At 73.5% G+C, this 26,131-nt stretch carries 21 protein-coding genes and 2 pseudogenes; 13 read left to right on the forward strand and 10 right to left on the reverse strand.

Translation table 11 applies throughout. From position 1 onward, the window contains the following. Positions 1–77: 77 nt before the first annotated feature. Positions 78–1,523 carry an NADP-dependent phosphogluconate dehydrogenase gene (gene gnd / locus AB0O53_RS00530; protein WP_350991895.1) on the reverse strand — a complete coding sequence of 482 codons (1,446 nt, stop codon included), beginning with the start codon at positions 1,521–1,523 and terminating at the stop codon, positions 78–80. A 185-nt stretch (positions 1,524–1,708) separates the two neighbouring features. Between gnd and AB0O53_RS00535 the strand changes: the two genes are divergently transcribed. Then, entirely contained in the window at positions 1,709–3,010 is a 1,302-nt protein-coding gene (locus tag AB0O53_RS00535) for a transglycosylase family protein (RefSeq protein ID WP_350991897.1), read from the forward strand. 24 nt (positions 3,011–3,034) lie between these two features. Here the strand turns inward: AB0O53_RS00535 and AB0O53_RS00540 are convergent. Continuing rightward, positions 3,035–3,847: pseudogene (locus tag AB0O53_RS00540) on the reverse strand (DMT family transporter); the annotation flags it as partial. Between the two features lie 290 nt (positions 3,848–4,137). Between AB0O53_RS00540 and AB0O53_RS00545 the strand changes: the two are divergent. Further along, complete coding sequence (locus AB0O53_RS00545; RefSeq protein ID WP_365192400.1) at positions 4,138–5,625, forward strand: SDR family NAD(P)-dependent oxidoreductase; 1,488 nt, start codon at positions 4,138–4,140, stop codon at positions 5,623–5,625. A 15-nt stretch (positions 5,626–5,640) separates the two neighbouring features. On the opposite strand, the gene AB0O53_RS00550 is transcribed toward AB0O53_RS00545, so the two are convergent. Further along, a complete protein-coding gene (locus AB0O53_RS00550; protein WP_365193117.1) occupies positions 5,641–6,084 on the reverse strand; it encodes a hypothetical protein in 444 nt (147 codons plus the stop codon). A 340-nt stretch (positions 6,085–6,424) separates the two neighbouring features. Between AB0O53_RS00550 and AB0O53_RS00555 the strand changes: the two genes are divergently transcribed. Both AB0O53_RS00555 and AB0O53_RS00560 read left to right on the forward strand, forming a co-directional pair. Further along, positions 6,425–6,598 (forward strand): hypothetical protein, encoded by a 174-nt coding sequence (locus AB0O53_RS00555; protein ID WP_350991901.1) that lies wholly within the window; start codon positions 6,425–6,427, stop codon positions 6,596–6,598. 172 nt (positions 6,599–6,770) lie between these two features. Continuing rightward, complete coding sequence (locus AB0O53_RS00560; protein ID WP_365192403.1) at positions 6,771–7,754, forward strand: NAD-dependent epimerase/dehydratase family protein; 984 nt, start codon at positions 6,771–6,773, stop codon at positions 7,752–7,754. Here AB0O53_RS00560 and AB0O53_RS00565 read toward each other — a convergent pair. Together AB0O53_RS00565 and AB0O53_RS00570 are read right to left on the reverse strand one after the other, a co-directional pair. Further along, a complete protein-coding gene (locus AB0O53_RS00565; RefSeq protein WP_350991905.1) occupies positions 7,740–9,179 on the reverse strand; it encodes a lipase maturation factor family protein in 1,440 nt (479 codons plus the stop codon). The two genes, AB0O53_RS00560 and AB0O53_RS00565, sit on opposite strands and share 15 nt — an antisense overlap. Positions 9,180–9,202: 23 nt before the next feature. Continuing rightward, a pseudogene (locus AB0O53_RS00570) lies at positions 9,203–9,733 on the reverse strand (DUF1990 domain-containing protein); the annotation flags it as partial. Positions 9,734–9,919: 186 nt separating this feature from the next. Between AB0O53_RS00570 and AB0O53_RS00575 the strand changes: the two are divergent. The 5 genes from AB0O53_RS00575 to AB0O53_RS00595 all read left to right on the forward strand — a co-directional run bounded on the left by AB0O53_RS00575 (position 9,920) and on the right by AB0O53_RS00595 (position 15,886). Beyond that, positions 9,920–11,194, forward strand: coding sequence for a DUF6777 domain-containing protein (locus AB0O53_RS00575; protein ID WP_350991907.1), 1,275 nt, complete (start codon positions 9,920–9,922; stop codon positions 11,192–11,194). Positions 11,195–11,201: 7 nt separating this feature from the next. Continuing rightward, positions 11,202–13,265, forward strand: coding sequence for a SpoIIE family protein phosphatase (locus AB0O53_RS00580; protein ID WP_350991909.1), 2,064 nt, complete (start codon positions 11,202–11,204; stop codon positions 13,263–13,265). A gap of 73 nt (positions 13,266–13,338) precedes the next feature. After that, positions 13,339–14,592 carry a hypothetical protein gene (locus AB0O53_RS00585; RefSeq protein WP_365192406.1) on the forward strand — a complete coding sequence of 418 codons (1,254 nt, stop codon included), beginning with the start codon at positions 13,339–13,341 and terminating at the stop codon, positions 14,590–14,592. A gap of 20 nt (positions 14,593–14,612) precedes the next feature. Further along, positions 14,613–15,473, forward strand: coding sequence for an Fpg/Nei family DNA glycosylase (locus tag AB0O53_RS00590; RefSeq protein ID WP_365192408.1), 861 nt, complete (start codon positions 14,613–14,615; stop codon positions 15,471–15,473). Positions 15,474–15,499: 26 nt separating this feature from the next. Continuing rightward, entirely contained in the window at positions 15,500–15,886 is a 387-nt protein-coding gene (locus AB0O53_RS00595; protein ID WP_350991915.1) for a hypothetical protein, read from the forward strand. 18 nt (positions 15,887–15,904) lie between these two features. Here the strand turns inward: AB0O53_RS00595 and AB0O53_RS00600 are convergent, their stop codons facing one another. Together AB0O53_RS00600 and AB0O53_RS00605 are read right to left on the reverse strand one after the other, a co-directional pair. Beyond that, entirely contained in the window at positions 15,905–16,369 is a 465-nt protein-coding gene (locus AB0O53_RS00600) for a hypothetical protein (protein ID WP_350992076.1), read from the reverse strand. A gap of 216 nt (positions 16,370–16,585) precedes the next feature. Continuing rightward, entirely contained in the window at positions 16,586–17,125 is a 540-nt protein-coding gene (locus AB0O53_RS00605; RefSeq protein WP_350991917.1) for a sigma-70 family RNA polymerase sigma factor, read from the reverse strand. 304 nt (positions 17,126–17,429) lie between these two features. On the opposite strand from AB0O53_RS00605, the gene AB0O53_RS00610 reads away from it, so the two are divergent. After that, the gene (locus tag AB0O53_RS00610) at positions 17,430–18,629 is read left to right on the forward strand and encodes a CapA family protein (RefSeq protein WP_365192410.1); all 1,200 of its coding nucleotides are present in this window, start codon (positions 17,430–17,432) and stop codon (positions 18,627–18,629) included. Between the two features lie 100 nt (positions 18,630–18,729). Here AB0O53_RS00610 and AB0O53_RS00615 read toward each other — a convergent pair whose 3' ends face one another. Next, complete coding sequence (locus AB0O53_RS00615; RefSeq protein WP_350991921.1) at positions 18,730–19,191, reverse strand: universal stress protein; 462 nt, start codon at positions 19,189–19,191, stop codon at positions 18,730–18,732. Positions 19,192–19,274: 83 nt separating this feature from the next. On the opposite strand from AB0O53_RS00615, the gene lysX reads away from it, so the two are divergent. Further along, entirely contained in the window at positions 19,275–22,577 is a 3,303-nt protein-coding gene (gene lysX / locus AB0O53_RS00620) for a bifunctional lysylphosphatidylglycerol synthetase/lysine--tRNA ligase LysX (protein ID WP_365192413.1), read from the forward strand. Between the two features lie 124 nt (positions 22,578–22,701). Next, the gene (locus tag AB0O53_RS00625) at positions 22,702–23,613 is read left to right on the forward strand and encodes a polysaccharide deacetylase family protein (RefSeq protein ID WP_365192415.1); all 912 of its coding nucleotides are present in this window, start codon (positions 22,702–22,704) and stop codon (positions 23,611–23,613) included. A 40-nt stretch (positions 23,614–23,653) separates the two neighbouring features. Here AB0O53_RS00625 and AB0O53_RS00630 read toward each other — a convergent pair whose 3' ends face one another. After that, complete coding sequence (locus AB0O53_RS00630) at positions 23,654–24,316, reverse strand: class F sortase (RefSeq protein WP_350991927.1); 663 nt, start codon at positions 24,314–24,316, stop codon at positions 23,654–23,656. Positions 24,317–24,701: 385 nt separating this feature from the next. On the opposite strand from AB0O53_RS00630, the gene AB0O53_RS00635 reads away from it, so the two are divergent. Beyond that, a complete protein-coding gene (locus AB0O53_RS00635) occupies positions 24,702–25,220 on the forward strand; it encodes a hypothetical protein (RefSeq protein ID WP_136231102.1) in 519 nt (172 codons plus the stop codon). Positions 25,221–25,323: 103 nt separating this feature from the next. Here AB0O53_RS00635 and AB0O53_RS00640 read toward each other — a convergent pair whose 3' ends face one another. Further along, positions 25,324–25,971 carry a hypothetical protein gene (locus AB0O53_RS00640; protein WP_365192418.1) on the reverse strand — a complete coding sequence of 216 codons (648 nt, stop codon included), beginning with the start codon at positions 25,969–25,971 and terminating at the stop codon, positions 25,324–25,326. Positions 25,972–26,131: the final 160 nt, after the last annotated feature.

Below are 26,131 nucleotides of genomic sequence, written 5' to 3' on the forward strand. Positions count from 1 at the left end.
CGGAGCCGGACCCGGTGCCCCCGCCCCCGGGCCCCGCGCCCATCCCGCAGCCCGGGCCCTGGAGCTGAGCGGCGGCGTCAGTCGGTACGGACCTCGGAGCGGTCGCCGCTCCAGAGGGTGTGGAACGAGCCCTCGCGGTCGGTCCGCCGGTAGGTGTGGGCCCCGAAGAAGTCCCGCTGGCCCTGGGTGAGGGCCGCCGGGAGCCGCTCCGCGCGCAGCGCGTCGTAGTACGACAGTGAAGCGGCGAAGGCCGGCACCGGAATGCCCGCGCCCACCGCCGCCGTGATCACCGACCGCCAGCCCTCCTGCGCCGCCCCGATCTCCTCGGCGAAGCGCTCGTCCGCCAGCAGGCTCGGCAGGTCGGGCCTGGCGTCGTAGGCCGCGCGGATCCGGTCGAGGAACGCCGCCCGGATGATGCAGCCGCCGCGCCACAGGGAGGCCACCGCGCCCAGGTCCACGTTCCAGCCGTACTCCTCGCTGCCCGCCCGGATCTGGTGGAACCCCTGCGTGTACGAGACGATCTTCGACGCGTACAGGGCCTCCTCCACCTGCGCGGCGAACGCGTCCGCCGCCTCCGGCGACAGCGCGGCGGGCGCCGGGCCCGCGAGCCCGCGCGCGGCCGTCCGCAGGTCCGCGTGGCCGGAGACGGCGCGGGCGAACACCGCCTCCGCGATCCCGGACACCGGAACCCCCAGGTCCAGGGCGATCTGCACGGTCCAGCGCCCGGTGCCCTTCTGCTCGGCGGCGTCGGCCACGACGTCCACGAACGCCTTCCCCGTCGCCGCGTCCGTGTGGGCGAGGACCTCCGCCGTGATCTCGATCAGGTACGAGTCCAGGCGGCCCCGGTTCCAGTCCCGGAACGTCTCCGCGATCTTCGCGGGGGAGTAGCCGGCGACCTCGCGCAGCAGGTGGTAGGCCTCGGCGATGAGCTGCATGTCGGCGTACTCGATGCCGTTGTGGACCATCTTGACGAAGTGTCCGGCGCCGTCGGGGCCGATGTGGGAGGTGCACGGCGTGCCGTCGGCGGCCTTGGCCGCGATCTTCTCCAGCAGCGGGCCCAGCGACGCGTACGACTCCGCGGAGCCGCCGGGCATGATGCTCGGGCCGAGCAGCGCGCCCTCCTCACCGCCGGAGATGCCCACTCCCACGAAGTGGATCCCCTGCTCGCGCAGTTCCCGCTCCCGTCGCCGGGTGTCCTCGAAGTGCGCGTTGCCGCCGTCGATGATGACGTCGCCCTCCTCCAGCAGCGGGGCGAACTCGCGGATCACGGCATCGGTGGGATCCCCGGCCTTCACCATGATGACGATGCGCCGGGGGCGCTCCAGCGCATCGACGAACTCCTTGGCCGACTCGGCGGCCACGAACGCGCCCTCGTGACCGAACTCCTCCACCAGCGCCGTGGTCCTGGCGACGGTGCGGTTGTGGACGGCCACGGTGAATCCGTTGCGGGCGAAGTTGCGGGCGAGGTTGCTGCCCATGACTGCGAGGCCGGTGACGCCGATCTGGGCCGTGCTGGTGCTCATCTGTGCGCTCCTGCGTGCTTCGGTGTGCGGGCTGTGCCCGACGCTACCCCGCCGGGGCCCGTACGGCGCCGACGCCCGCCGTGTCATTGTCAAGTTCCGCTGAACAGTGCCCCGTTGCTCCCTTGTCATGCAATGATCCCGACGTTACGTTGTGCGATTCCTGATGTCTCGAATGGGGGGCTCCCATGGGCGTACGGGGCCGGCACCGCCGGTATCAGCCGAGCAGCATCAACCGGGCCTCGCTGGCCGTCACCGCGGGAGGCGCGGGGATCGCGCTCCCGCTGATGGGTGCGGGAGTGGCCGAAGCGGCCTCCGTGGACACCTGGAACAAGGTCGCCGCCTGCGAGTCGACCAACAACTGGCGCATCAACACGGGCAACGGCTACTACGGCGGACTCCAGTTCAGCCAGAGCACCTGGCGGGCCTTCGGCGGCACCACGTACGCCCCGCGCGCCGACCTGGCCACCAAGGAACAGCAGATCGCGGTCGCCGAGAAGGTCCTCAAGGGGCAGGGGCCGCAGGCCTGGCCGCACTGCGGCAAGGGGGCCGGCCTCACCCGCGGTGGCCCGTCACCCGCCCTCGCCGCGCAGGTCACGGCGAAGGTCCCCGCGCAGCCCCAGGCCGGTTCGCAGCCCCGGACCCAGGAGGTCAAGGCGACCCCGGTCGCGGGCACCGCGCCGCGCCCGACCGGTACCCAGGTCCTGCCCAACCCGTACGTCGTCGCGCCGGGCGACTCGCTGTCCGCGATCGCCACCGAGCAGCGCGTCGAGGGCGGCTGGCAGGCGCTCTACGAGACCAACCGGGCCGTCGTGGGCGACAACCCGAACCTGATCTTCCCCGGCCAGCGCCTCACGATGCGGGTCACCACCGCCCCGCCGGCCCCGCCCGCGCAGAACCCGGAGAAGCCGCCGCGGACCGCCGATCCGGTCAAGCCCGTGGAGCCGGCCGCGGAGAAGCCCGCCGAGCAGCCGGCGCCGAAGCCGGCGGAGAAGCAGGCCCCGAAACCGGCCGAGAAGCCCGCCGAAAAGCCGGCGGAGAAGGCCGAACCCCAGCCCGCCTCAGCGCAGCAGAAGCCGGCCACGGGCGGGTTCTCCGCCCCCGTCGACGCCGCCCTCGGCACCGCGTACCGCGTCTCGGGATCCTCCTGGTCCAGCGGCTACCACACGGGCGTCGACTTCCCCGTGGCCACCGGCACCACCGTCAAGTCCGTCGGGCCCGGCGAGGTCGTCTCCGCCGGCTGGGCCGGCGCCTACGGCTACCAGGTCGTCATCCGGCACACCGACGGCCGGTACTCCCAGTACGCCCACCTCTCGGCGCTCGGCGTGAAGTCCGGCCAGCAGGTCTCCGGCGGCCAGCGGATCGGCCGCTCCGGCTCGACCGGCAACAGCACCGGCCCGCACCTGCACTTCGAGATCCGCACCGGCCCCGGCTACGGCTCCGACGTCGACCCCCTGAAGTACCTGCGCGGCCACGGCGTCCGTATCTGACCCGCGCGTGTGCGGCGGCACGGCCGTGAGCAGGACCAGGCCGGCCGCCGCCAGCACGGCGCAGGCCAGCGCCGCCGCCGTGCCCGCGGCCCCGTGGCGGAAGCCCTCGTCGAAGAGCATGATCCCGACCGTCGCCGCGACCACCGGATTGACCACCGTCACCGTGGCCAGCGGCGCGGTCAGGCCGGCGCCCCGGTAGGCCGCCTGGGACAGCAGCAGCCCGCCCGAGGCCAGCACCGCGATCGCCACCAGGTCCGGCCACAGGCCGGCGGGCGCACCCGGTCCGACGTTCTCGGCGACCGACTTGGTGAACACCGAGGCCATGCCGAAGGCCGTACCGGCGGCCGCGGCCAGCAGCACGCTGTGCAGCACCGCCCGGTGCATCCGGTGCGCCGCCAGGAACAGCACGGCCACGGCGGTCCCGGTCACCACGAGCAGCAGGCTCCGCTCGTCCCCCGCCAGGGACTGCTCCGCCCGCCCGGCACCGCCGGTCAGCGCCAGCAGGCCCGCCAGTCCCACCGTGGCCAGTACCGCCCCGCGCCAGGCCGCCGCACCCGCGCGGCGCCGTACGAAGACCGCCGCCATCGGCAGCGCGAACACGATGGTGAGCGCCCCCAGCGGCTGCACCAGGCTCAGCGGACCGTAGGCGAGCGCCACCACGTGCAGCAGGGCGCCGAGGCCGTTCAGCCCCACCGCCACCCACCAGCCGCCGCGGCGCAACGGCGCGTACCGCCGGTCCGGCGTACTCGCCGCGACCCTCTCCTGGACGATCGCGCCGCCCGCGTACGCCACGGCGGACACGAGGCAGAGCAGGACCGACAGCGCCAGTGCACTCATAAGCTCCACAATGCCCGACCCATCTGCGCTATTCCTCCGCCCACAGGTGGTCACGAGTCATACTCCCGACGTAGTACGGGAGTACGCAGCGTGGCCCTCCCACCAGCGCAGCGCCACCCCTACCGCGCCCCACGGCGACCACGCGATCCCGTACGGTGACGGGGTGTTCGCGGTGCGTGAGGTCGCGGGCCGCGGGTTTGGCTCGGGGCGTGTCCGATCCGTACAGTTCCCCTTTTGAGGACCTCCGCAGCAGGCGGATGCGGACGAGTGACCAAGGAACGGCAGCGGCCATGACGGTGACCGAAGACAGCCACGACCAGGCACAGGCCCACGGACCGGGCATCGACCCCGAGCGGCTGGCGCTCTGCCTCGACGTGCTCGCCGAACTCGACACGATCGACGTGGACCACCCGGACGCCATCGCCGTGCGCCGCGCCACCGCGGGCGTCTACCGCACGGTCAAGCAGCGCCGCCGCCAGGAACGCCGCGCCGCCAAGACCGCCAACGACAAGGCCGTCACCGAGGCGACCGCGACCGGCTCCGCCGAACGCATCGACGACGAGACCGAGGGCATCCTGCCCTCCTCGGTCACGGAGGCCGGCCGGATCGCCGGGATACTCCAGCGCCCGCGCTCCTGCTACGTCTGCAAGACGCGGTACGTCGAGGTCGACTACTTCTACCACCAGCTCTGCCCGGACTGCGCCGTCGTGAACCGGACCAAGCGCGAGGCCCGCGCCGACCTCACCGGCAAGCGCGCGCTGCTGACCGGCGGCCGCGCCAAGATCGGCATGTACATCGCCCTGCGGCTGCTGCGCGACGGCGCCCACACCACGATCACCACGCGCTTCCCCAAGGACGCCATCCGCCGCTTCAAGGCGATGGAGGACTCGGCGGACTGGATGCACCGCCTGGAGGTCGTCGGCATCGACCTGCGCGACCCGGCCCAGGCCGTGGCCCTCGCCGACCAGGTGGCGGCGGCCGGCCCGCTCGACATCCTGATCAACAACGCGACGCAGACCGTGCGCCGCCTGCCCACCGCCTACGCGGCGCTGGTCGAGGGGGAGTCCGCCCCGCTGCCCGCCGGTGAGCTCCCCGCCCACCACGTCATCGGCGCCTTCAACTCCGGCGCGGTCGACGGCCTGGCGGCGCTGCCCGTCGGGGTGAGCGGACTGGAGGCCCAGAAGGTCGCCGACCTCGCGCTGGTCGCCGGCAACGCCAGCCTGGAGCGGCACCTCGCCGGCACCGCCATCGACGCCGGCGGCCTGCTGCCCGACGTCGTCGACAGCAACACCTGGGTCCAGACCATCGACCAGATCTCCCCGGTGGAGCTGCTCGAGACCCAGCTGTGCAACTACACGTCGCCGTTCATCCTGATCAGCGCACTCCGGCCGGCCATGGCCGATGCCGCCCGGAAGTCCGCCGTCGGCCGGGCGTACGTCGTGAACGTCTCGGCGATGGAAGGCGTCTTCAGCCGCGGCTACAAGGGTGCGGGACACCCGAACACCAATGCCGCCAAGGCCGCGATGAACATGGTGACGCGGACCAGCGGCCAGGAGATGTTCCAGGCCGACCGGATCCTGATGACCTCGGTGGACACCGGCTGGATCACCGACGAGCGTCCCCACTTCGACAAGCTGCGCCTCGCCGAGGAGGGCTTCCACGCCCCTCTCGACCTGGTCGACGGCGCCGCCCGGGTCTACGACCCGATCGTGCGCGGCGAGGCCGGCGAGGACCTGTTCGGCGTCTTCCTCAAGGACTACGCCCCGGCGAACTGGTAACCGGCGGCCCCCGCCCTACCGCGTGCCGCTGACCGGCCCCCTCGGTGAACCGAGGGGGCCGGTCGCGTTCCCCGCCCGGCAGGATCCGGCCGCGACCAGTTCCAGGAGCCCGCGCCAGTCCTCCAGTACGCCCGCGTCCGGGCCCGACGCCCCCGCCGCCTCGCGGGCCTGGCGCAGGGCGGCCACCGCCTCCGCGTCCTCGCCCGGCAGGCCGGCCCCGCCGGCCGCCGGGGCCGGCGCCTGGAGCCGTACGAGCCGGGCCACCCGCTCGCCCAGCAGGGGGCGCAGCGCCTGCGCTGCGAGTACGGCGTGTCGCGCTCCGTCACCCGGACGGAGCATCCGGCCGATGTCCTGGAGCAAGCCCGCGAGCTGCAGTTCCTTGTCGGCGGGGTGGGAGCGCCGGAGCAGCGCCGCGGTCCGCAGGGCGTGATCGCCGCGACCGGCCCGCAGCAGCTCCATCAGCTCAACCACGCTTGTGAAATACGGGACTTCGGTCTCCGCCGCTCCGGAACCCGCCACCGTCGACCTCCTCCGTCGCGCCCCGCGCATTCGGGTCCGAGCACACCATCCGTGACCCACCCGCCGGCCGACGACTTGCTGAACTCGGGACGAAACTGAGAGGGCGCAGCGGATTTTGCCTTCCTATCGAGCGGAGGTCCGCTCATATGTGTACCCTGGGGCATCAAGACGGCCCCCATCCGGGCCGCGCTCCACCAAGACGCCACCGCGTCCGGAACCCTTGATCCCTTGCCCGGCTCGCGGTCAGCATGCCGGGTTGCGCGACACAGAGGAGTGCGCGGTGACTGAAAAGACAAAGCCCGAACCGAAGTTGCTGGAGCGGACCGGATCGCGTGCCAAGAAGCGCTCCGACGAACTCGGAAGCCTGGAGGTCTGGGCGCGCTCCGCCCCGATCCGGCTGGCCGGGTACGAGGACGACCTGGCGGAAGCCCACATCCTGCCCGGCATCGACTAGGTGGTGTCCGCGTAGCCTCCGCACCGACCCGCAGAGCGGTGCAAGCGCCCCCTCGTGCCCACCGGCACCGGGGGCGCTGCCCCGTCCGGCCGGTGATCTCTACGCCCTGAGCGTCATCGCCGAGAGCGATCACCGCTTCCGCGGCCCGGTCCCGCCGGGCCAGGGTGGGCGCATGAAGCTGCTGATGCTGGGTGGTACCGAATTCGTCGGACGCGCGATCACCGAGGACGCCCTCGCCCGGGGCTGGGAGGTGACCGTCTTCCACCGGGGGCACCACGCACCCCCGCCGGGCACCCGTGCCCTGCACGGGGACCGCACCGCCCCCGGGGGCCTGGCCGCCCTCGCCGAGGGGGGGTGGGACCTCGTCGTCGACACCTGGGGCGGCGCCCCCACGGCGGTGCGCGACAGCGCCCGCCTGCTGAGCGGCCGGGCCGGGAGGTACGCGTACGTCTCCAGCCGCTCGGTGTACGCCTACCCCGCCCCTGCCGGGCAGGGCGAGGACGGCCTCCTCGTCGAGGGCTCGCCGGACGCCGGGGCGACCGCCTACGCCGAGGACAAGAGGGGCGGCGAGCTCGCCGCGCTGGACGCCTTCGCGGACCGGGCCCTGCTGGTCCGGGCCGGGCTGATCCTCGGCCCGTACGAGAACGTCGGCCGGCTGCCGTGGTGGCTCGGCCGCATGGCGCGCGGCGGCCCGGTGCTCGCCCCCGGCCCGCGCGGACTCCCGATCCAGTACATCGACGTCCGCGACCTCGCGCGCTGGACCCTGGACGCCGCCGAGGCGGGGCTCGGCGGCCCCTACAACCTGGTCTCGCCGCTCGGGCACGCCACCATGGGCGCGCTCCTCGACGCCTGCGCCGCCGTGACGGGCGGCGGCGCCGAACTGCGCTGGACCGACCCGGCGCCGATCGTCGCGGCCGGGGTCGAGCCCTGGACCGAGCTCCCGGTCTGGCTCCCCGAGGGCGAGTCCTACGACCACATGTTCGGCGGCGATGTGACCAGGGCGCTGGAGACGGGCCTGAAGTGCCGCCCCGTCGAGGAGACCGTGGCCGACACCTGGGCCTGGCTGCGCACCCTCGGCGGCCGGCCCCCGCAGCGGAGCGACCGGCCGGCCCCCGGCATCGACGCCGAACGGGAGGCGGCGCTACTCGGGCTCTGACGGCCGGGCCCGCGCGAGCCGGGTCGGCGGGAGGTACTCGCGCACCAGCGTGCGGTGCCACCAGTGGCCGGTCTCGCGCAGCTCCCGCCAGGTGGTGAAGCGGTAGCGGTAGAGCAGGGCCCGCACGTACACGGGTGGGGCGTCCGGGAAGGGGTTGTGGCGCAGCAGTCGCAGGGTGTCCCGGTCGCCCGCCAGCAGCCGCTCCGTGAACGGCCCGAACCAGTCGCGCGCGTAGCCGGGGGAGATCGCCGCGAACCACATCAGCCAGTCCAGGCGCAGGTGGTAGGGGGCGAACTGGCGCGGCAGCCGGCCCGGTTCACCGGGTTTGCCCTTGAAGCCGTACTCCTTCCACGCACCGTCCTCGCGCGGCACCCGGTCCGCGGTCCCCTCCACCGCCACCTCCATCCGGACCCGGCCGACCGAGCCGAAGGCCCCGTAGGTGTTGACGAGGTGCAGCGCGTCGAAGGAGCGGTTCATCACCTGGCGGCGCGAGATCATGTTGAGCACCGGGTGGCGGCTGAGGAACAGGACCAGCGCGGTCACGGCGCAGACCAGGACGGCGAACCACACCGGAGCCGGCCGTGAGGCGGCGGCCGGGGGCGGCCCGGCGAGCCCGGTGAAGTCCACGGCCGACACGGCGAGGGTGATCGTCAGCCAGTTCAGCCAGGCGAAGTTGCCGGACAGTACGAGCCACAGCTGGGTCGCGATGACCGCCCCCGCGGCGTAGGAGGCGACCGGCTGAGGAGTGAACAGCAGGACCGGGACGACCAATTGCGTCACGTGGTTGGCGGCGCACTCCACCCGGTGCAGGGGTTTGGGCAGGTGGTGGAAGAACCAGCTCAGCGGCCCCGCCATCGGCTGCGTCTCGTGGTGGTGGTAGAGGCAGGTGAGCTGCCGCCAGCACGGGTCCCCGCGCATCTTGATCAGCCCGGCCCCGAACTCCACGCGGAAGAGCACCCAGCGCAGCAGCCACAGCACGAGCACGGGCGGCCCGGTCCGGGCGTTGCCGAGGAAGACGGCCAGGAAGCCGACCTCCAGCAGCAGCGACTCCCAGCCGAAGGAGTACCAGGTCTGGCCGACGTTCACGATGGAGAGGTAGAGCAGCCACAGCGCGGCCCACAGGGCCATGGCGGCGGCCAGCGGCAGTTCGTCCCCGGCCCCGGCGGCCAGGGCCGCGGCCAGCGCGGCACCGGTCCAGGCGCACCCCGCGAAGAGCCGGTCGGAATAGTGCAGTTGGAACAGGCTCGGGGCGCGCCGGAAGGGCACGTACCGTACGTAGTGCGGCACGGGCAGCATGCCGTGCGCCCCGATCAGGGCGCGGAACTGCAGTGCGGCCCCTACGAAGGCGACGAGGTAGACGCCGGCCAGGGCCCGCTGGAAGACCAGCCGGGCGAGCCAGTACCCGGGCGCCGTGAACCAGTCCATCGCCTCCAGTATCCGGCCGGCCGCCCGGCCCCGGCCAGTCTGCGCAGCCGGCTGCCGATCCGGCGGGCGCAGTGCTCCTGGAAGAAGGGGACCACCGGTCCGGCGAGGCGGGTGTACCAGCGGTCCGGGCGGCTGAAGGCCGTCACCGTGAACCACACCGTGCCGTCGGGGTCCATGTCGACGACGAAGGACTCCTCGCCGCACTCGGGGTGTCCCGGCAGCGTCCCGTAGGCGAAACCGATCCGGGCGGGCTCGTACGCCGTCCAGACCACCTCGCAGGGCGCGTCCACCCGCAGGGGGCCGCGGCCGATGCCGACGACGACGCGGATGCCCGGCGAGGCCGCGCCGACGCCGGCCCGCACTCGCAGGCCGGCGGCCCGGTGCGCGTGGAAGGTGGTCACGGCGGCCCCGGCGGACTCGAAGACGGCCCGGCCGTACCCCAGGCGGGTGCGGTGGCGCAGGTGGCGGTATCCGGCGGGCAGGGGGCGGTGGGCCGTCGCGCCCCTGTCGGGGTAGGTGAGGGTGTCACGGCCGACGCTGATGAGGCGGGTCACGGCGGGTCCTCCTGTCGGGGAGATGCCGGTCGGTGTCGGGCCGGCCGACCAACGCCTTGAACACGTTCAAGGCGCAGGAGTGAGCCTACGAGGTTCCTTGAACATGTTCAAGACGCGCTCCGGTTGCGGCTCCCGTGCGGATGCGGCAGACAAGAGGAAGTAATCGGGGCGAAAAGGGAGAAATCTGTGAACGGACCGTCACTTCCGACACCTCGTCAGGCGTCGCGTCGTCAGGCACCGGCCGGCGCCGCCCTCTTCGCCCTGCTCGGCCTGTTCGCCGCCGCCTGCGGCGGGCACCAGCAGCCGACGAGCGCGGCCGGACCCGAGAGCCAGGAGGTCCACCTCCAGCCGGTGGCCAGCGCCGGCCCCGACCCCTTCACCGCCTCCTCGGCCACCGGCGAGTCGGCCCCCGTCCAGCCCCCGCTGCCCAACCCCACCGGGCAGGGCATCCGGACGGTCAACGCGGCCACCCCCGGCCTCTACGGCGGCACCCAGCGGCTCGGCAGCTGCGACGTGGAGCAACAGGTCGGATACCTGACCGAGGACAGCGACAAGGCCCGCGCCTTCGCCGAGGCGTCCGGAATCGCAGAGGCCAAGATCCCCGACTTCCTGCGCGGCCTGACCCCCGTCGTGCTGCGCGCCGACACCCGCGTCACCAACCACGGCTTCCGCGGGGGCCGCGCCGAGGGCTACCAGTCCGTCCTCCAGGCCGGCACCGCCGTCCTGGTCGACGAGCACGGCATGCCCCGCGTCCGGTGCGGCTGCGGAAACCCGCTCGGCTCCCCGCGCGCGGCCAAGGGCAGCCCGGTGCACAAGGGCGACCCGTGGAACGGCTACCACGCCAACCAGGTCGTCGTGATCGAACCCACCACCCACGTGATCAACAACCTGGTGATCGTCAACATCGCGAACAACACCTGGATCGAGCGCAAGCGCGGCGACGACGGCGCCCAGGACCGGACCCCGCAGGCCCTGCCCCCCTACGACCCGGCCGACGGCATTCCCAGCGGCCCCGCCGCCTCCGGCGCCGCCTCGGCCGCCCCCTGCCCGAGCACCCCGGGATCCGGGGCGGCGGACTGCCCGGCGGACCCCTCGGCCCCGCAGAGCTCACCGGGCACGAACGCCCAGCAGAGCCCCGCCGTCCCGCTGAACCCCTCCACCCGGCCGCGACAGCCGCAGCAGCCCCAGAAGCGGCCGCCGTCCGAGGTCCCGACCGACCCGCTCACGCAGGACCCCGCCGATCCCGCGCTCCCGCCGTACCCCGACGGGTCGACCACGCAGCCCGGCGATCCCCAGGACCCGTACGCCGATCCCTACGCCGACCCCTACGCGGACCCCTATACGGATCCGTACGCGGACCCCTACTCCGACCCGTACGCGAACCCCTCCACGGATCCCTACGCCGACCCCGACCTCCAGCCGGCGCCGTCCGACGGGAGCCAGTCGCTGGAGAGCGCCTGACCGGCCCGTGTGTCATGGTGGACCGGTGCCGACCACCGTATCGCTGCCGGACGACTGGCCCGCACACCCGGACCGGTCGCTCTCGCTCAACCGCATGGGAAGTTTCGACTGGGACCTGGTCACCGGTCTCATGCACATGGACGAAGCCGCCCTCGACGTCTTCGACCTGACCTCCGACGAGTACGACGGCCGGCCCGATTCGCTCTCCCCGCGCGTCCCGCCGGCCGAATCGGCCCGGCTCGACGCCATGGTCTCCGCCGCGCTCAAGAGCGAGGTCGACAGCTACGGCGCCTACTTCCGCATCCGCTGCCGCGACGGGCGCCTGCGCTGGACGCACACCCAGGGCCGCGTCATGCGCGGCCCCGAAGGGCGGCCGCACCGGATCATCGGCATCGTCCGGGACGCGACCGAGGAGCTGAGCCACTCGGCCGAACGGCTCGGACTCGACGAGGAGCGGCGCCGGCAGACCTCGGTGGTGGAGAGCACGACCGCGGCCCTCGCGCACGCCCGGACCGTGCAGGACGTCATCGACGCGCTCGGCGACGCCCACGGCCTGGAACGGCTGGGCTCGATGGGCATGGTGATGGGCCTCGTCGAGGCCGGGCGGATCCACCTCGTCGCCGAAGGCCCGGAGGGCAGCTTCGTCCCCGGGACCCGCTACACCCGCATCGACGAGCAGTACCCGATGAGCGAGGTCGTCCGCTCCCTCCAGCCCCGCTTCCTCGACACCGCGGAGGAGTTCGCCCGGGACTACCCCGCGCTCTGGACGAAGATCTCGTACATGCAGATCTCGGCCGCCGCCTACCTGCCGCTGATCGCCCAGGCCCGCCCGATCGGCGCCATCGGCCTGCTCTACCAGGACAAGGACGGCTTCACCCAGGAGGAGCGCAACCTGCTCGTCGCCCTCGGCAGCAGCATCGCCCAGAGCCTCCAGCGGGCCATGCTCCTGGAGCAGGAGCACGACCTGGCCGAGGGCCTCCAGCAGGCCATGCTGCCCCGGCGGATCCCCGCGGTGCCCGGCGGGGAGATCGCCGTACGGTACCGCTCCGCCCGGATGGGCCAGGACATCGGCGGAGACTGGTACGACGTCATCCCGCTGCCCGGCGGCCGCGTCGGCGCCGTCATCGGCGACGTCCAGGGCCACGACACCCACGCGGCCGCCGTCATGGGCCAGCTGCGGATCGTCCTGCGCGCGTACGCCGCCGAGGGACACTCGCCCGGCACCGTCATGGCCAGGGCGTCCGTCTTCCTGCACGAGCTGGACACCGAGCGCTTCGCCACGTGCACGTACGTGGAGGCCGACCTCTCCACGGGGGTGCTCCAGATGGTCCGGGCGGGCCACATCGACCCGCTGCTGCGCACCCGCGACGGCGACTGCCACCGGCTCCCGGTGGGCGGCGGCATGCCGCTCGGCCTCTCCGCGGAGTTCGGCCGGCTGGAGTACCCGGTGACCACTGTGGAACTCGACCCGGGAGAAACGCTCCTGCTGTGCACCGACGGCCTCGTCGAACACCCCGGGGCCGACCTCGACGACGGGATCCACGTCCTGACCTCCCACATCCGCAGCGGCCCCGCCGACCTGCAGCTCCTCGCCGACCGGCTGTGCGAGATCGTCACCGACCGCGGCGGCAACGACGACATGGCCCTCCTGCTGCTGCGCCGCCGGCCCGCCCCCGCCCCGCCCGGCGGCGGCCGGCTCCAGCAGCACGTGGCACCGGGAGACCCGGAGGCCCTCGTCGCCGCCCGCCACATGATCGGGGCGGCGGTCCGCGCCTGGGGCGCGCGGGAGCGGGCCGACGAGATCGAACTGGTCGCGGACGAGCTGATCGTGAACGCCCTCATGCACACCGACGGCCCCGCGATCGTCACCCTGCGCATCCTGGCGGGCCACGAACACCGGCTGCGCGTGGAGGTCGCCGACCGCTCCAGCGCGCTCCCGCGGCGACGGGAGGCCGGTGAATCGGGGGTCTCCGGCCGAGGGCTGATGCTGGTGGACCGGCTGGCGGACGTATGGGGCGTGGAGCCGCGCGGCAGCGGCAAGTGCGTGTGGTGCGAGTTCGTCGTGGGCTGAGGGCGGTCCCGCGGCCGGGCTCCGGGAGAAAGTCCGTTGCGGGGCGGCGGGGGGTCGTCGAGGATCAGCGGCGATGACCCACACCATGGACGAAGTACGCCGTCTGCTGAAGCAGGACGATCTGCCCGGAGCGGTCCGGTCCCTGCGGCCGCACGCCGAGACGGCACCGATCGCCGAACTCGCCAAGGCCGTCAGGGCCCTGGCCGACAAGGCCGGGTTCAAGGACCTGGCCGACGCCGCCCGCAAGGCCGCCAAGCGGCCCCGCGAACCCCAGGCCCTCTACGACTTCGGGTACGCCTGCGTCGAGCGCGGCATCTCCTTCCTCGCCGTCGCACCGCTGCGCGAGGCCCTCGGTCTGCTCCCCGACTCGCGCACGCTCCTCGCCGAACTGGTGTCCGCCCTGGAGGACGAGCGCCGGCACGCGGAGGCCGCCGCACTGCTCGCCGGCCGGGGGGACCGGCTGCCCGCCTGGCCCGAGACCTACCTCCTCGTGCACAACACCCTGTTCGCCGGGGACCTGGACACCGCCGAGCGGCTGGTGACCGGCCTGCCCGAGCCCGAGGACCCGCAGTGGGCGCCCGCACGGGACCGCCAGGCCCGCCAGGTCCTGCGCAGCGGGCAGTCCCGCCGCGTCCAGCGCGGCGCCGGCCACCCCGACCCGTTCGGCCCCGCCGACCTGCGCGGCTGGCACTACGGCCTCACGGGCGGACTGCTCGCCACCCTGTCCCCGTACGGCTGGGACGCCGGGATGACCGGCCGGTACGCCTACCTCGGCGACACCCACGAACAGTGCCGCCACGGCCTGGCCCGCCTCGGGCTCGCCCTGGAGGCCGCGGGGACCAGCCCCGCCACCGTCTCGCTGCTGCCCGGCCGGTCCGACCGGATCCTCGGCCTCGCCGCCGCCGCGGTGCTCGGGCTGCCCGCCGTCCCGTACGACCCGGACCGCACCGACACCCTCGTCGTCGCCTACGACCTGAACCAGGCCGACCCGGACCTCGTCCGCACGCTGCACACGCGCACGCCCGGCCAGATCCTGGCCGAGCACGCCACCTGCTGGACCGATCCGCCCGCGGTGAGCGCCGACTTCAGCACGCTGCTGTGCCAGTACGCGGTTCCGCCCTGGCGGGAGGACGAGCGGCCCGAGGAGGAGATCGCCCGGGACGTCGCCGCGGCGGACCCGGCTCCGGACGGCGGCGACGGGGCGACCCCGCCCGATCCGGACGGGGCCTTCCGCACCTTCGCCGCAGGCGTCGCCCCCGGCTGGCTCACCGGACCCCGGGACCGCGTCGCCTCGCCCGGCCCCGTGTCCAGCTCGCGCTTCGCCTGAGGCGGCGGCAGGCTGGGACCATGCCGGAGCTGCCCGAGGTCGAGGCCCTGCGCGAGTACCTCGACGAACACCTCGCCGGGCGGGTGGTCGCGCGCGTCCTCCCGCTCGCGGTGAGCGTGCTCAAGACCTACGACCCGCCGCCCACCGCCCTCGAAGGGCAGCCCGCCGGCGCCGTCGCCCGCCACGGGAAGTTCCTCGACCTGCGGATCGGTGAGCTCCACCTCGTCACCCACCTGGCCCGGGCCGGCTGGCTGCGCTGGCAGGACACCCTGCCGGAGCAGCCGCCGCGGCCCGGCAAGGGGCCGCTGGCCCTGCGCGTCGCACTCGAGGGCGGGGGCGGCTTCGACCTGACCGAGGCCGGCACCCAGAAGCGGCTCGCCGTGTACGTGGTCCACGACCCCCGGGAGGTGCCCGGCATCGCCCGCCTCGGCCCCGATCCGCTCGCCGAGGACTTCGACCGGGACGCCTTCGCCGCGCTCCTCGCGGGGGAGCGGCGCCAGATCAAGGGCGTCCTGCGCGACCAGAGCGTGATCGCGGGCATCGGCAACGCCTACAGCGACGAGATCCTGCACGCCGCCCGGGTGTCGCCGTTCAAGCTCGCCTCCTCCTTCGGGGAGGAGCAGATCACGCAGCTCCACACCGCGGTCCGGGACACCCTGCGCGAGGCGGTCGGCCGGGCGCACGGGGTCGCCGCCGGGAAGCTCAAGGCCGAGAAGAAGAGCGGGCTGCGCGTGCACGGCCGGGCGGGCGAGCCGTGCCCGGTGTGCGGGGACACCATCCGCTCGGTGTCCTTCGCGGACTCCTCACTGGAGTACTGCCCCACCTGCCAGACCGGCGGGAAGCCGCTCGCCGACCGGCGGCTCTCACGCCTCCTCAAATAGCGGGGCCCTGCGTAGACTCCGGCACCATGGCCCAGCAGCCGACGCCGCCGCCACGGCGCGAGATCGTCACCGGGGTGCCCCGGGGGGCCCGCCGCCGGGCGCCCGCCCACACCCCCGCCCGCTCGGAGATCTCCGAGCAGACCACCCTCGGGGCCACCTACGTACGGGCCCTCATGCGCAGTCAGCTGCGCGCGGGCCTCGGGGCGCTGGCGGCTCTGGCGGCCCTGGTCGGTTCGCTGCCGCTGGTGTTCGTGGTGCCGCGGGCCCGGTCGGGCCCGCTCGTCTGGCTGGTGCTCGGCCTGCTCGTGTACCCGGTGATGTGGCTGATCGCCCGGTGGTACGTCCGCCGGGCGGAGCGCAACGAGGCCGCTTTCACGGGCCTGGTGATGGATCCGGCCGACAGGTCCTCCTAGCGGCGGGTCTCCCGCCGGTCAGAAGAGGTGCATCGCCAGGTGGCCCAGGGGCAGGCCGAGCTGCCAGGCCGGGGTCCACACGCGCGCGTTCTCGTCGAGTCCCGGCGGGGAGTCCTCGTGCCCGTGCCGCCCGGGGTCGAGATTGGTCGCGAACAGTTCGGTGCCGTCCAGCCAGCGCCACGCCGCCCGGGCCAGTTCCAGGTCGGGGTCCTCGCCGCGGCCGCGTTCCCGGGCCGCCTCGCCCAGGTCGAGGAAGCGGGTGTGGACCCAGTCGCGCCAGGGGTGCCCGTACGCCGTCAGCGAGAGCCACTCGTCGAGCTGTGAGACCACGCGGATCCCGGACAGCTCGCCGGCCGCGTCGGAGAGGTAGATGGTCAGGGCCAGCGTGTCCCGTCCGGCGCGGAACTCCAGGGTGCTGACCGGGATCAGCCTGCCCGTGCGCAGCAGTTCGTCGGCGATGTACTCGGCGTAGAGCCAGGCCATGGGCACCGCGAGCCCACCGTCACTGGTGCCGTTCGTACTCTCGGGCTGCACCGTTCCACCTTCTCCCGCGCGTCGAGCGTCCCGTCGTCAGCACCGAGCCTTCACCGAGCGGCTGTCGGAGCGGGGGATGTTTACTCAACTTGGACGGTCTTATGTCGAATTCGCGGCGGTTTTTGTCCGGTCCGCATCCGTTCGCGGCGTTCCGGGACGCGTTCCTCAGGCGCCGAGACCGTAGCCGTAGCCCTGGAGGCCCTTCTTCAGGGCGCGCAGGGCGTAGTAGGTGCGGGACTTGACGGTTCCGGCCGGGATGCCGAGTTCGGCGGCCGCCTCCGCCACCGACCGGTCCCGGAAGTAGACCTGCAGCAGCACCTCGCGGTGCTCCGGACCGAGCGACCCCACGGCCCGCCGGACGTCGATCGCGGTGACCGACCCGGCCACGGCGTCCACGGGCGCGGGGGCGTGCTCCAGCCCCTCGGGGTCCACTTCCAGCGGCCGTGACAGCCGGGCCCGCCGGGCGTCGATCGCGAGCCGGCGGGCCACCGTGAACAGCCAGGGACGCATGGAGTCGTGCCCGCTGGCCAGGGCCTCCGGGTGCTGCCAGACCCGTACGAGGGTCTCCTGCACGAGGTCCTCCGCGCGCTGGGCGTCGCCGGCGGTGAGGCCGACCAGGAATCCGAACAGGGCCCGCCCGTGGTCGCGCTGGAGTTCGGCCAGCGCCTCGGGATCCGTACGCGGGAGGGTGGGGGAGAGCGGCACGAGTGGCTCCTTCCGGGGTGCGTGGGGGTCCTTGGGGCGCTGTCCCGTCCACCCTGACCTGCGACGGGCCGACCCGGAACCGTCAGACCCCGGCGTTGCGCCCAAGCACCCGGGTGGTCCGACGGGCGGCCGCGCCGGTCGGTGAACGGTCGAACGGCGCGGCGAACGGCAGACGGCACGGCCGTGTCCGCCGTCGGAGTGGGCTCGCCGGCCCGCTGCGGAGCCGGTCCTTGACTTACTGCGTGTTGTTATATGGATTGCAGATGATGACATGTCAGATAGTCATACAAATGGGAGCCGATTGATGACCACGCGCACCCGGCCGAGGGCGGCCGCCCTCCTGTCCGCCCTCCTGCTGTCCGCGGCGGCGGCGGGCTGTTCGGCCGCCGGGGACACCGCCCCCGCCCGCCTCGGGGAATCCGGCCCGCCGGCCCCCTCCAGCGCGGCGGGGGCGCCCGCCGCCAAGGGCTTCACCCTGGTCGCGAGCGGCGACGTACTGCCGCACAACTCGGTCATCCATCGGGCGGCGGACGACGCGCAGGACGACGGTTACGACTTCAGGCCCATGTTCGCCGGGGTCAAGGCCCTGGTCTCGGGGGCCGACCTGGCCCTCTGCCACATGGAGACGATCTACGGCGAGGAGGGCGGGCCCTTCTCCGGCTACCCGGCCTTCAAGTCCCCGCCGGAAGTCGCCGACGGCCTGAAGGACGCCGGCTACGACGGCTGCTCGACCGCCTCGAACCACACCCTCGACGACGGCGAGGCCGGGCTGCGCCGCACGCTGGACCGTTTCGACAAGGTCGGCCTGAAACACGCAGGCTCGGCCCGCACGGCGGCCGAGGCGGCCACGGTGACCACGTACACGGCGGGCTCGGCCAAGGTGGCGCACCTCGCGTACACCTACGACACCAACGGCTACCCCATGCCGGACGGCCGGCCGTGGGCGGTCAACCTGATGAAGCAGGACAAGATCATCGCCGATGCCCGGGCCGCCCGGAAGACGGGCGCGGACGTGGTGCTGGTGAGCGTCCACTGGGGAACGGAGTGGCAGACCGAGCCGGACGAGACCCAGCTGTCCCTGGGCCGGGCACTGACCGCCTCGCAGACCGCCGGGCGGCCCGACATCGACATGATCCTCGGCACCCACGCACACATCCCGCAGCCCTACGAGAAGGTCAACGGGACCTGGATCGTCTACGGCATGGGCGACCAGGTGGCGGGCGAGATGTTCAACCACTCGGGCGCCCGCGACATGCGCGGCAACTACGGCTCGATCGGCCGCTTCACCTTCGCCCCGCCGGCCGCGGCCGGACAGCGCTGGCAGGTCACCAAGGCCGAGTTCGTGCCGCAGATGATGGACCTGTCCGCCGGCCGGGTCGTCCACCTGCCCGACGCCCTCGCGAAGAACCCCGGCCGGGAGGACTACGAGGCCGCCCGCGACGAGATCACCGAGGCGGTCCTCAGCCGCGGCGCGGCCAAGGACGGCCTCACGTCCGCTTCATAGGGGTCCGAGCCGGCCCCGCGGGGATCCGAGCCCGCCCCGCGGGGATCCGAGTCCGCTCCCGGGGCGGCCGCAGCCGCCCGTGCCCGGGCGGCCGGCCCGGTCAGGGGACCACCGTCACCGGCCAGCGGCCCGCCTTGACCAGGCGGACCGCCACCGAGCCGACGATGCGGTGGCCCGCCTGCTCCGAGGCACCGACCACCACCGCGTCCGCCATCAGCTCCTGCGCCGCGCTCACCAGGCCGGCGTAGGGGTCGCCGCGGAAGGTGTGGAACTCCCAGCGCACCGCGTAGATGCCCTTCAGCCGCTCCGCCGACGCGCGGATCTCGGCCACCAGGCCCTCCGCGATCTCCCCCGTGGTGTCGGCCACGGGCGCGCCCAGCGCGGCTCCGGCCGCCACCACCGGCTGGACGTACACCAGCGCCAGCAGCGCGTTCTGCCGCCGGGCCAGTCCGGCGGCATAGGCCGCCGCCCGCAGGGAGGACTCCGAACCGTCCACCCCGGCCAGGATCACCTTCGGGCCGTCGGTACCGCGTTCGAATCCCGTGTTCACGTGCTCCGTCACCCTGCGAGGATAGGCGGTGGCGTGCGGGACCCTCCCACCCGCTCGGCGCGCGCACCGGCGCACCCCTCCCTACAGTGCGAACCATGAGTGCCACCGCGCAGGAGACGCAACGCACCCGCAGCCGCTTCCTGAACCGGGTGCCGGACGGGTTCGGCGCGTTCTTCGGGGCGATCGGCCTGCTGTGCGCGCTGCTCTCGCTCTCCCCGACGCTCCGGCGCCTCCTGCGGCACGTCGTGCGCTTCCTCGACCTGATCGTCGTACCGGTCAGCGCCAACCTCGCCTACGCCGTCTTCCTCTTCCTCTTCGCGGCCGCCCTCGGCACCCGCAAGAAGGTCGCCTGGTGGATGGTCATCACCTATCTGGCCCTGCTGATCGTCGACGACCTGCTGGACATCGCCGTCGGCGACTACTGGATCGGCATCTCGTCCATGGCCCTGGCCGTCGCCGCCATGGCCGTACTGATCGCCGCCCGCAAGGAGTTCTACGCCGCGTCCCGTCCCGGGGCGCTGTGGCACGCCCTGATCGTGCTCGGCCTCGGCATGCTCGCCGCCGTCCTCCTCGGCTGGGCCCTCGTCGCCCTCTTCCCCGGCACCCTGCCCCGCGGCCAGTGGCTGGACTGGGCCGCCAAGCAGGTCTTCGGCGGCCTCTTCTCGGCCCGGGAGTTCGACGGCCGCCCGCCCCGGCCGCTGTACTTCCTCCTCGGCCTCTTCGGCGCGGTCGCCCTGCTCAACGCGGCCGCGACCCTCTTCCGCTCCCAGCGGCTCACCGCCGCCCTGCACGGCGACGAGGAGCCCCGGATCCGGGCCCTGCTGGGCGCGTACGGGCGGGCCGACTCCCTCGGCTACTTCGCCACCCGGCGCGACAAGGCCGTCGTCTTCGCCCCCAACGGCCGGGCCGGCGTCACCTACCGCGTCGAAGCCGGCGTCTGCCTCGCCAGCGGCGACCCGGTGGGCGACCCGGCCGCCTGGTCCGCTGCCATCGACGCCTGGCTGGCCGTCGCCGGCCGCCACGGCTGGCAGCCCGCCGTGATGGGCGCCTCCGAGGACGGCGCCACCGCCTTCGCCCGCTCCGGACTGAGCGCCCTCCAGCTGGGCGACGAGGCCATCCTGCACGTCGCCCACTTCGACCTCGACGGCCGCGACATGCGCGTCACCCGCCAGGCCGTCAACCGCGTCAGGCGCGCCGGTGCGAGCACCGTGATCCGCCGCCACTCGGCCCTCTCCGAGGACGAGATGCGGACCATCGTCGACCGGGCGGACCGCTGGCGGGACACCGAGACCGAACGCGGCTTCTCCATGGCCCTGGACCGCCTCGGCGATCCGGCCGACGGGGACTGCCTGCTGGTCGAGGCCTTCGACGCCGACGGCGAGCTGATCGCCCTGCTCTCCTTCGTGCCCTGGGGCCGGGACGGCATCTCCCTCGACCTGATGCGCCGCGACCGCACCGCGCCCAACGGGGTCATGGAGTTCATGGTCGCCGAACTGTGCGCCGCGGCCCCCGGCCTCGGGGTGCGCCGGATCTCCCTCAACTTCGCCGTCTTCCGCTCCGCCTTCGAGGAGGGCGGCCGCATCGGCGCCGGTCCCGTCCTGAAGGTCTGGCGCCGGCTGCTGCTCTTCTTCTCCCGCTGGTGGCAGCTGGAGGCGCTGTACCGCTCGAACGTCAAGTACGGCCCCGAGTGGTACCCGCGGTTCCTCTGCTACCAGGACGCCGGCTCGCTCGCCCGGGTCAGCCTCGCCTCCGGCATCGCCGAGGGCTTCGTCTCCGTACCCAGCCTGCGCACCCTGTGGGGCAACGCCCACCCCAAGGGCGTCACCGCGCCCGCCACCACCGAGGGCCTGCCCCCGATCGACTCCCTGGGCCTGGACGCCGTGGGGGAGGAGCTCCCCGGCGTGCCCGAGGAGCGGCTGCCCGAACAAGTACGGGTCCGCCACGCCAAACTGGACCGCATCCGGGCCTCCGGCACCGACCCCTACCCGGTGGGGATCCGCCTGCGCACCCACACCGCCGCCCAGCTCAGGGCGGCCCACCCGAGCCACCCGCCCGGCGCCCGCACCGCCGAACAGGCCACCCTCGCCGGACGCGTGATGGTCGTACGCGACCTCGGCGGAGTGGTCTTCGCCGTGCTGCGCGACTGGTCCGGGGACATACAGCTGATGCTCACCCGCGACGAGACCGGTGCCGAGGTGCTCGACTCCTTCACCTCCCAGGTCGACTTCGGCGACCACGTCCTCGTGACCGGCGAACCCGGCGCCAGCCGGACCGGCGAGCTCTCCCTCGTGGTCCGGTCCTGGCAGCTCACGGGCAAGTGCCTGCGCCCCCTCCCCGACAAGCGCAAGGGTCTCGCCGACCCCGAGGCCCGCGTCCGGCGCCGCTACCTCGACCTCGTCGCCAGCCCCGAGGCGCGCGACGTCGTACGGGCCCGCTCCAGCGCGGTCCAGGCCCTGCGCCAGGGGCTGCTCGACCGCGGATACCTGGAGGTCGAGACCCCGATGCTCCAGCAGATCCACGGAGGCGCCAACGCCCGGCCCTTCCGCACCCACATCAACGCCTACGACCTCGACCTGTACCTGCGCATCGCTCCCGAGCTGTACCTCAAGCGGCTCTGCGTCGGCGGCATGGAGAAGGTCTTCGAGATGGGCCGCACCTTCCGCAACGAGGGGGTCTCCTACAAGCACAACCCCGAGTTCACGATGCTGGAGGCCTACCAGGCCTTCGCCGACTACGACGTCATGCTCGACCTCACCCGCGAGCTGATCCAGGGGGCCGCGACCGCCGCCTTCGGCTCGCCCGTCGCCCACAAGGCGGGCGCCGACGGGAAGCTCGTCGTCCACGACATCTCCGGGACCTGGCCGGTGAAGACCATGTACGGGGCGATCAGCGAGGCCCTCGGCGAGGAGGTCGACGCCGACACCGAGGAGAACGTGCTGCGCAGGCTGTGCGACCGCGCCAAGGTGCCGCACGGACCGGAGGACACCCGCGGTGACGTGGTCCTGGAGATGTACGAGCGGCTGGTGGAGGAGCGGACGAAACTGCCCACCTTCTACAAGGACTTCCCCACCGACGTCTCCCCGCTCACCCGCCAGCACCGCAGGGACCCCCGGCTCGCCGAGCGCTGGGACCTGGTCGCCTTCGGCACCGAGCTCGGCACCGCCTACTCGGAGCTGACCGACCCGGTGGAACAGCGGCGCAGGCTGACCGCCCAGTCCCTGCTCGCGGCCGGCGGCGACCCGGAGGCCATGGAACTCGACAACGACTTCCTGGACGCCCTCGAATACGCGATGCCGCCGACGGGCGGCCTCGGCATCGGAGTGGACCGGCTCGTCATGTTCCTCACGGGCCTGACGATCCGAGAGACCCTCCCCTTCCCCCTGGTGCGGCGCGGCTGACGCGTCGCACGACCGGCCCGCACGACCGGTCCGCGGCTGGTGCGACTGGTCCGCACGGGTGAGCGAAACGGGGCGCGTCCGTGCCTCTCGACATCCGCGGGGATGTCGTTGATACGTAGTAATAATGAAAAATGACGAGCCGACAGTAGGGCGGCGCGTGCTCCTGCGCACCGCCGTCCTCCTCGGAGTCGCGGCCGCCGGAATGATCACCACGGGCAACGGCATCGAGGGCGGTACGCCCGTGACGCCCGGTGCTCCGGGCGCGGGCGGTGCACCGGGGCCCGCCGCCGGGCCCGGCCCCAACCTCGCCGCGGGCCCCGGGGGACTCCCCGGGGCGCTGCCCGAGAAGGCCTACCGGCTGCGCCCCATGACGGCGGAGGCCCCAGCCCGGGCGCGCGCCGTGAAACCCGCCGTGCGGGCCCGGCCCATCCTGGAACTCCCGGCCGACGCGGGCACGGACAGCTCCATGGTGCTCACCTTCGACGACGGTCCGGACCCCCGCTACACCCCGGCCATCCTCGACACCCTCGGCCGCCACGGCGTGCGCGCGATGTTCTTCGTCTGCGGTGAAATGGCCGTGGAGAACCGGGACCTGCTGCGCCGGATGGTCGCCGAGGGGCACGTCATCGGCAACCACACCTGGACCCACCCGCTCATCCCCAAGCTGAGCCGACCCGCCCTCGCCGCCGAGATCGGCCGCACGAGCGAGGTCGTGCAGAAGGCCGTCGGGGAGCCGCCGCAGTGGTTCCGGGCGCCCTACGGAGCGTGGAACCGGGCCGCCTTCGAGATCGGGGCCGAGCTGGGGATGGAGCCGCTCGCCTGGACCGTGGACAGCCTGGACTGGGAGGAGCCCGGCACCACCACGATCGTCTCCCGGGTCCTGCGCGGCGCCGGACCCCGGGCGATCGTCCTGTCGCACGACGCGGGCGGCAACCGGACGCAGAGCGTCCAGGCCATCGCCTCCTACCTGCCCCAACTGCTCGCGCGGGGCTACCGGATGACGCTGCCGACGCTGTCCTCGGTGGCGTCGAGCTGAGGCGGGGCCGGGGTTCCCCCGGCCCCGGCCCCGCCCCCGCTCAGCGGGACTCCACCATCCGTGCGAAGACGACCACGTTGCCGTCGTACCCGCGCGCCTTGGAGTAGCCGCCGCCGCAGGTGATCACCCGGAGTTCCGCGTGCCCGGTGTCCCCGTACACACGCGCCCCGGGGAAGGCCTCCTTGGAGAAGACCTCCACCCCGTACACCTCGAACACCGCCGTGCGCCCGTCGTAGCGCTCCACCTCGATCTGGTTGCCCGGCTTGACCGAGCCCAGGCCGTAGAAGACCGCGGGGCCCTGCGCGTTGTCCACGTGGCCCACGATCACCGCGGAGCCCCGCTGGCCGGGCGAGATGCCGTTGAGGTACCAGCCCGCGAGGTTGCGGTCCTGCGGCGGCGGGGCGTCGATCCAGCCCTCCGCGTCCAGCCCGACCGTCATCACCGGCGCGTCCACGCCGATCGTGGGGATCCGGATGCGCTGCACGGACGAGTGCTCCAGCAACTCCATGTCCGGCGGCGGCTTCGGCGGATTCGCCGGCAACTGGTCGGCCGTCACCGCGACGGCCGAGGCCGCGGTGGGCTGGGGCGGTCCGTCGTCGATGTTCACGCCGTTCCGCACCATGGCGAGCCCGGTGAGCATGACCAGGGCGATCGCGCCCCACGGTGAGCGCCTGCGCGAGTGCCCTGTCTCGTCCTCGCCCATCGTTCTCCCTTCCCGACGCGGGGGTCCCGACCCGCGTTCCTGTCCCACCCCTGTACGCCCTACTTCACGCACGCTAAGGGCGGCGCCGCAGGACGGCGACAGGGGAGGGGCGAACGGGTGGCCGGGGCCGCGGAGGGGGCCGTCCTGGGCCGGAAGGGGCCGGAAGGGATGCGCCCATCCAGGTAATCGTCACATAAATGCCTGACGGGTCGTGACCTGCGGATCCGTCAGCCCGAGCGTCCGCGCTCCGGCGTGTCGCTCAACCGGGCGGCCCAAAGCCGGAAATGCGGAGGTTGCGGGTCGACCGGAGGGTTCGACGTGGGAGGCGTTCTCGTCGATCATCCGGGGCCGACGCTCCGGGGCGCTTCCCGCTGGAGGTTCCACCATGCGTGTCTTGCGCGCTCTTACCGTGACGGCGGCAGCCTGTGCCGCCCTCGGCCTCAGTGCCCCGCTCGCCTCCGCGAACCAGGACCCCGGTGGCCGGGGCGGGAATGGGGGCGGCAACGGCCCCAGCAACATCTCGGTGAACCCGTACGCCGTGCACCAGGGCTCGACGATGCAGGTGAGCGCAGCGGGCTGCGGTCACGGCGGTACCGTCACCTCGCACGGGAACTTTCCGCCGGCCAACCTGTCCGCCGGATCCATCGGCTTCGCGACCGTGCGGGTCTTCAACCACGCCTCTCCCGGCACCCACACGCTGTCGGTCAAGTGCAACGACAGCAACCTCATCGCCACGGCCCGCTTCCGGATCCTCGAGGGCAACCCCTCTCAGGGCGGCATCGGCGGATCCTTCGGCCCGTCCACCGCCGAGACCGCCATCGGCGCGGGCCTGGTCGGCGCTTCCGCCCTGGGCGCGGGTGCCCACGTGATGCGTCGTCGCCGTCCGCTGCGGAGCCGGAGCTGACCGTTCGGCCCCTTCGGTCAGGTACCGCCCGCTCCCGCCGGTCGCCCCGCGTCCTCCCCGAGGACCCGGGGCGACCGGCGGTGGAGGTGCGGTCGCGCCGAGTTCAATGACCGCGGCCGGACGCCCTGCGGCGCAGGGCGTAGGCGGTGGCGCCGGCGGCGGCGAGGAAGAGACCGGCGCCCGCACCGAGTTCCACCGGGTCCATCCCGGCGATGCTGCCGCCCAGGCCGCCGCGGACACCGCGGGCGGAGGTGGTGGTGGGGGCCGTGGCCGGGTTCGTCGCGGCGGCGGTGGCCGTGGCGGTCCGCGTGGACGTGGAACTCGTCGTGGGCCTGGCAGTGCCGCCGGCGATCGTCAGATCGGCCGATCCGGTCTCCCCGTTGCACGTGAAGGAGACGGAGTACACGGCTCCGGGCCGGGCGTCCCGGTCGACGGTGGCGCGGACGCTCTGGCCGCGCGCGATGCTCACGGTGTCGAAGACACCGGAGGAGGCGGTGGAGTAGGCGGCGTTGCAGCCGCTGACCGCGAGCACCACCTGGCCGCCGGCGGCGACGGTCGAGGGGGTGAGGGTGAAACCGAACGAAGTGACGTGCGGGGCCCGCGGTTCGGCCCGTGTCCCGGCCGGGGGCCCTGCCTGGGCCTCGGCCCGGGTCCCGGCCGTGGCGGGGGTGCCGAGGGCTGCGAGTGCGAGTACGGCGAACGTGGCGCCGGCACTCAGCAGGGCGGTGGCGGAGGTACGTATCGCACCCATGGTTGATTCTCCGGATCCCCGAGGAGCATCCGCGGAACGGTTTCCGCACGGTGGGGTTCGTGCGCCTCGATGTCCGCCACGCTAGGTCCGGGTGCCGGGGCCCGCGATCAGGAACGGGCGAATGGGGCACGGCCGTGGGCCGAACCGGGGACGGGAGGCC

Origin of the sequence: Streptomyces erythrochromogenes (assembly GCF_040684695.1) — a bacterium.
GTDB lineage: Bacteria > Actinomycetota > Actinomycetes > Streptomycetales > Streptomycetaceae > Streptomyces > Streptomyces erythrochromogenes_C.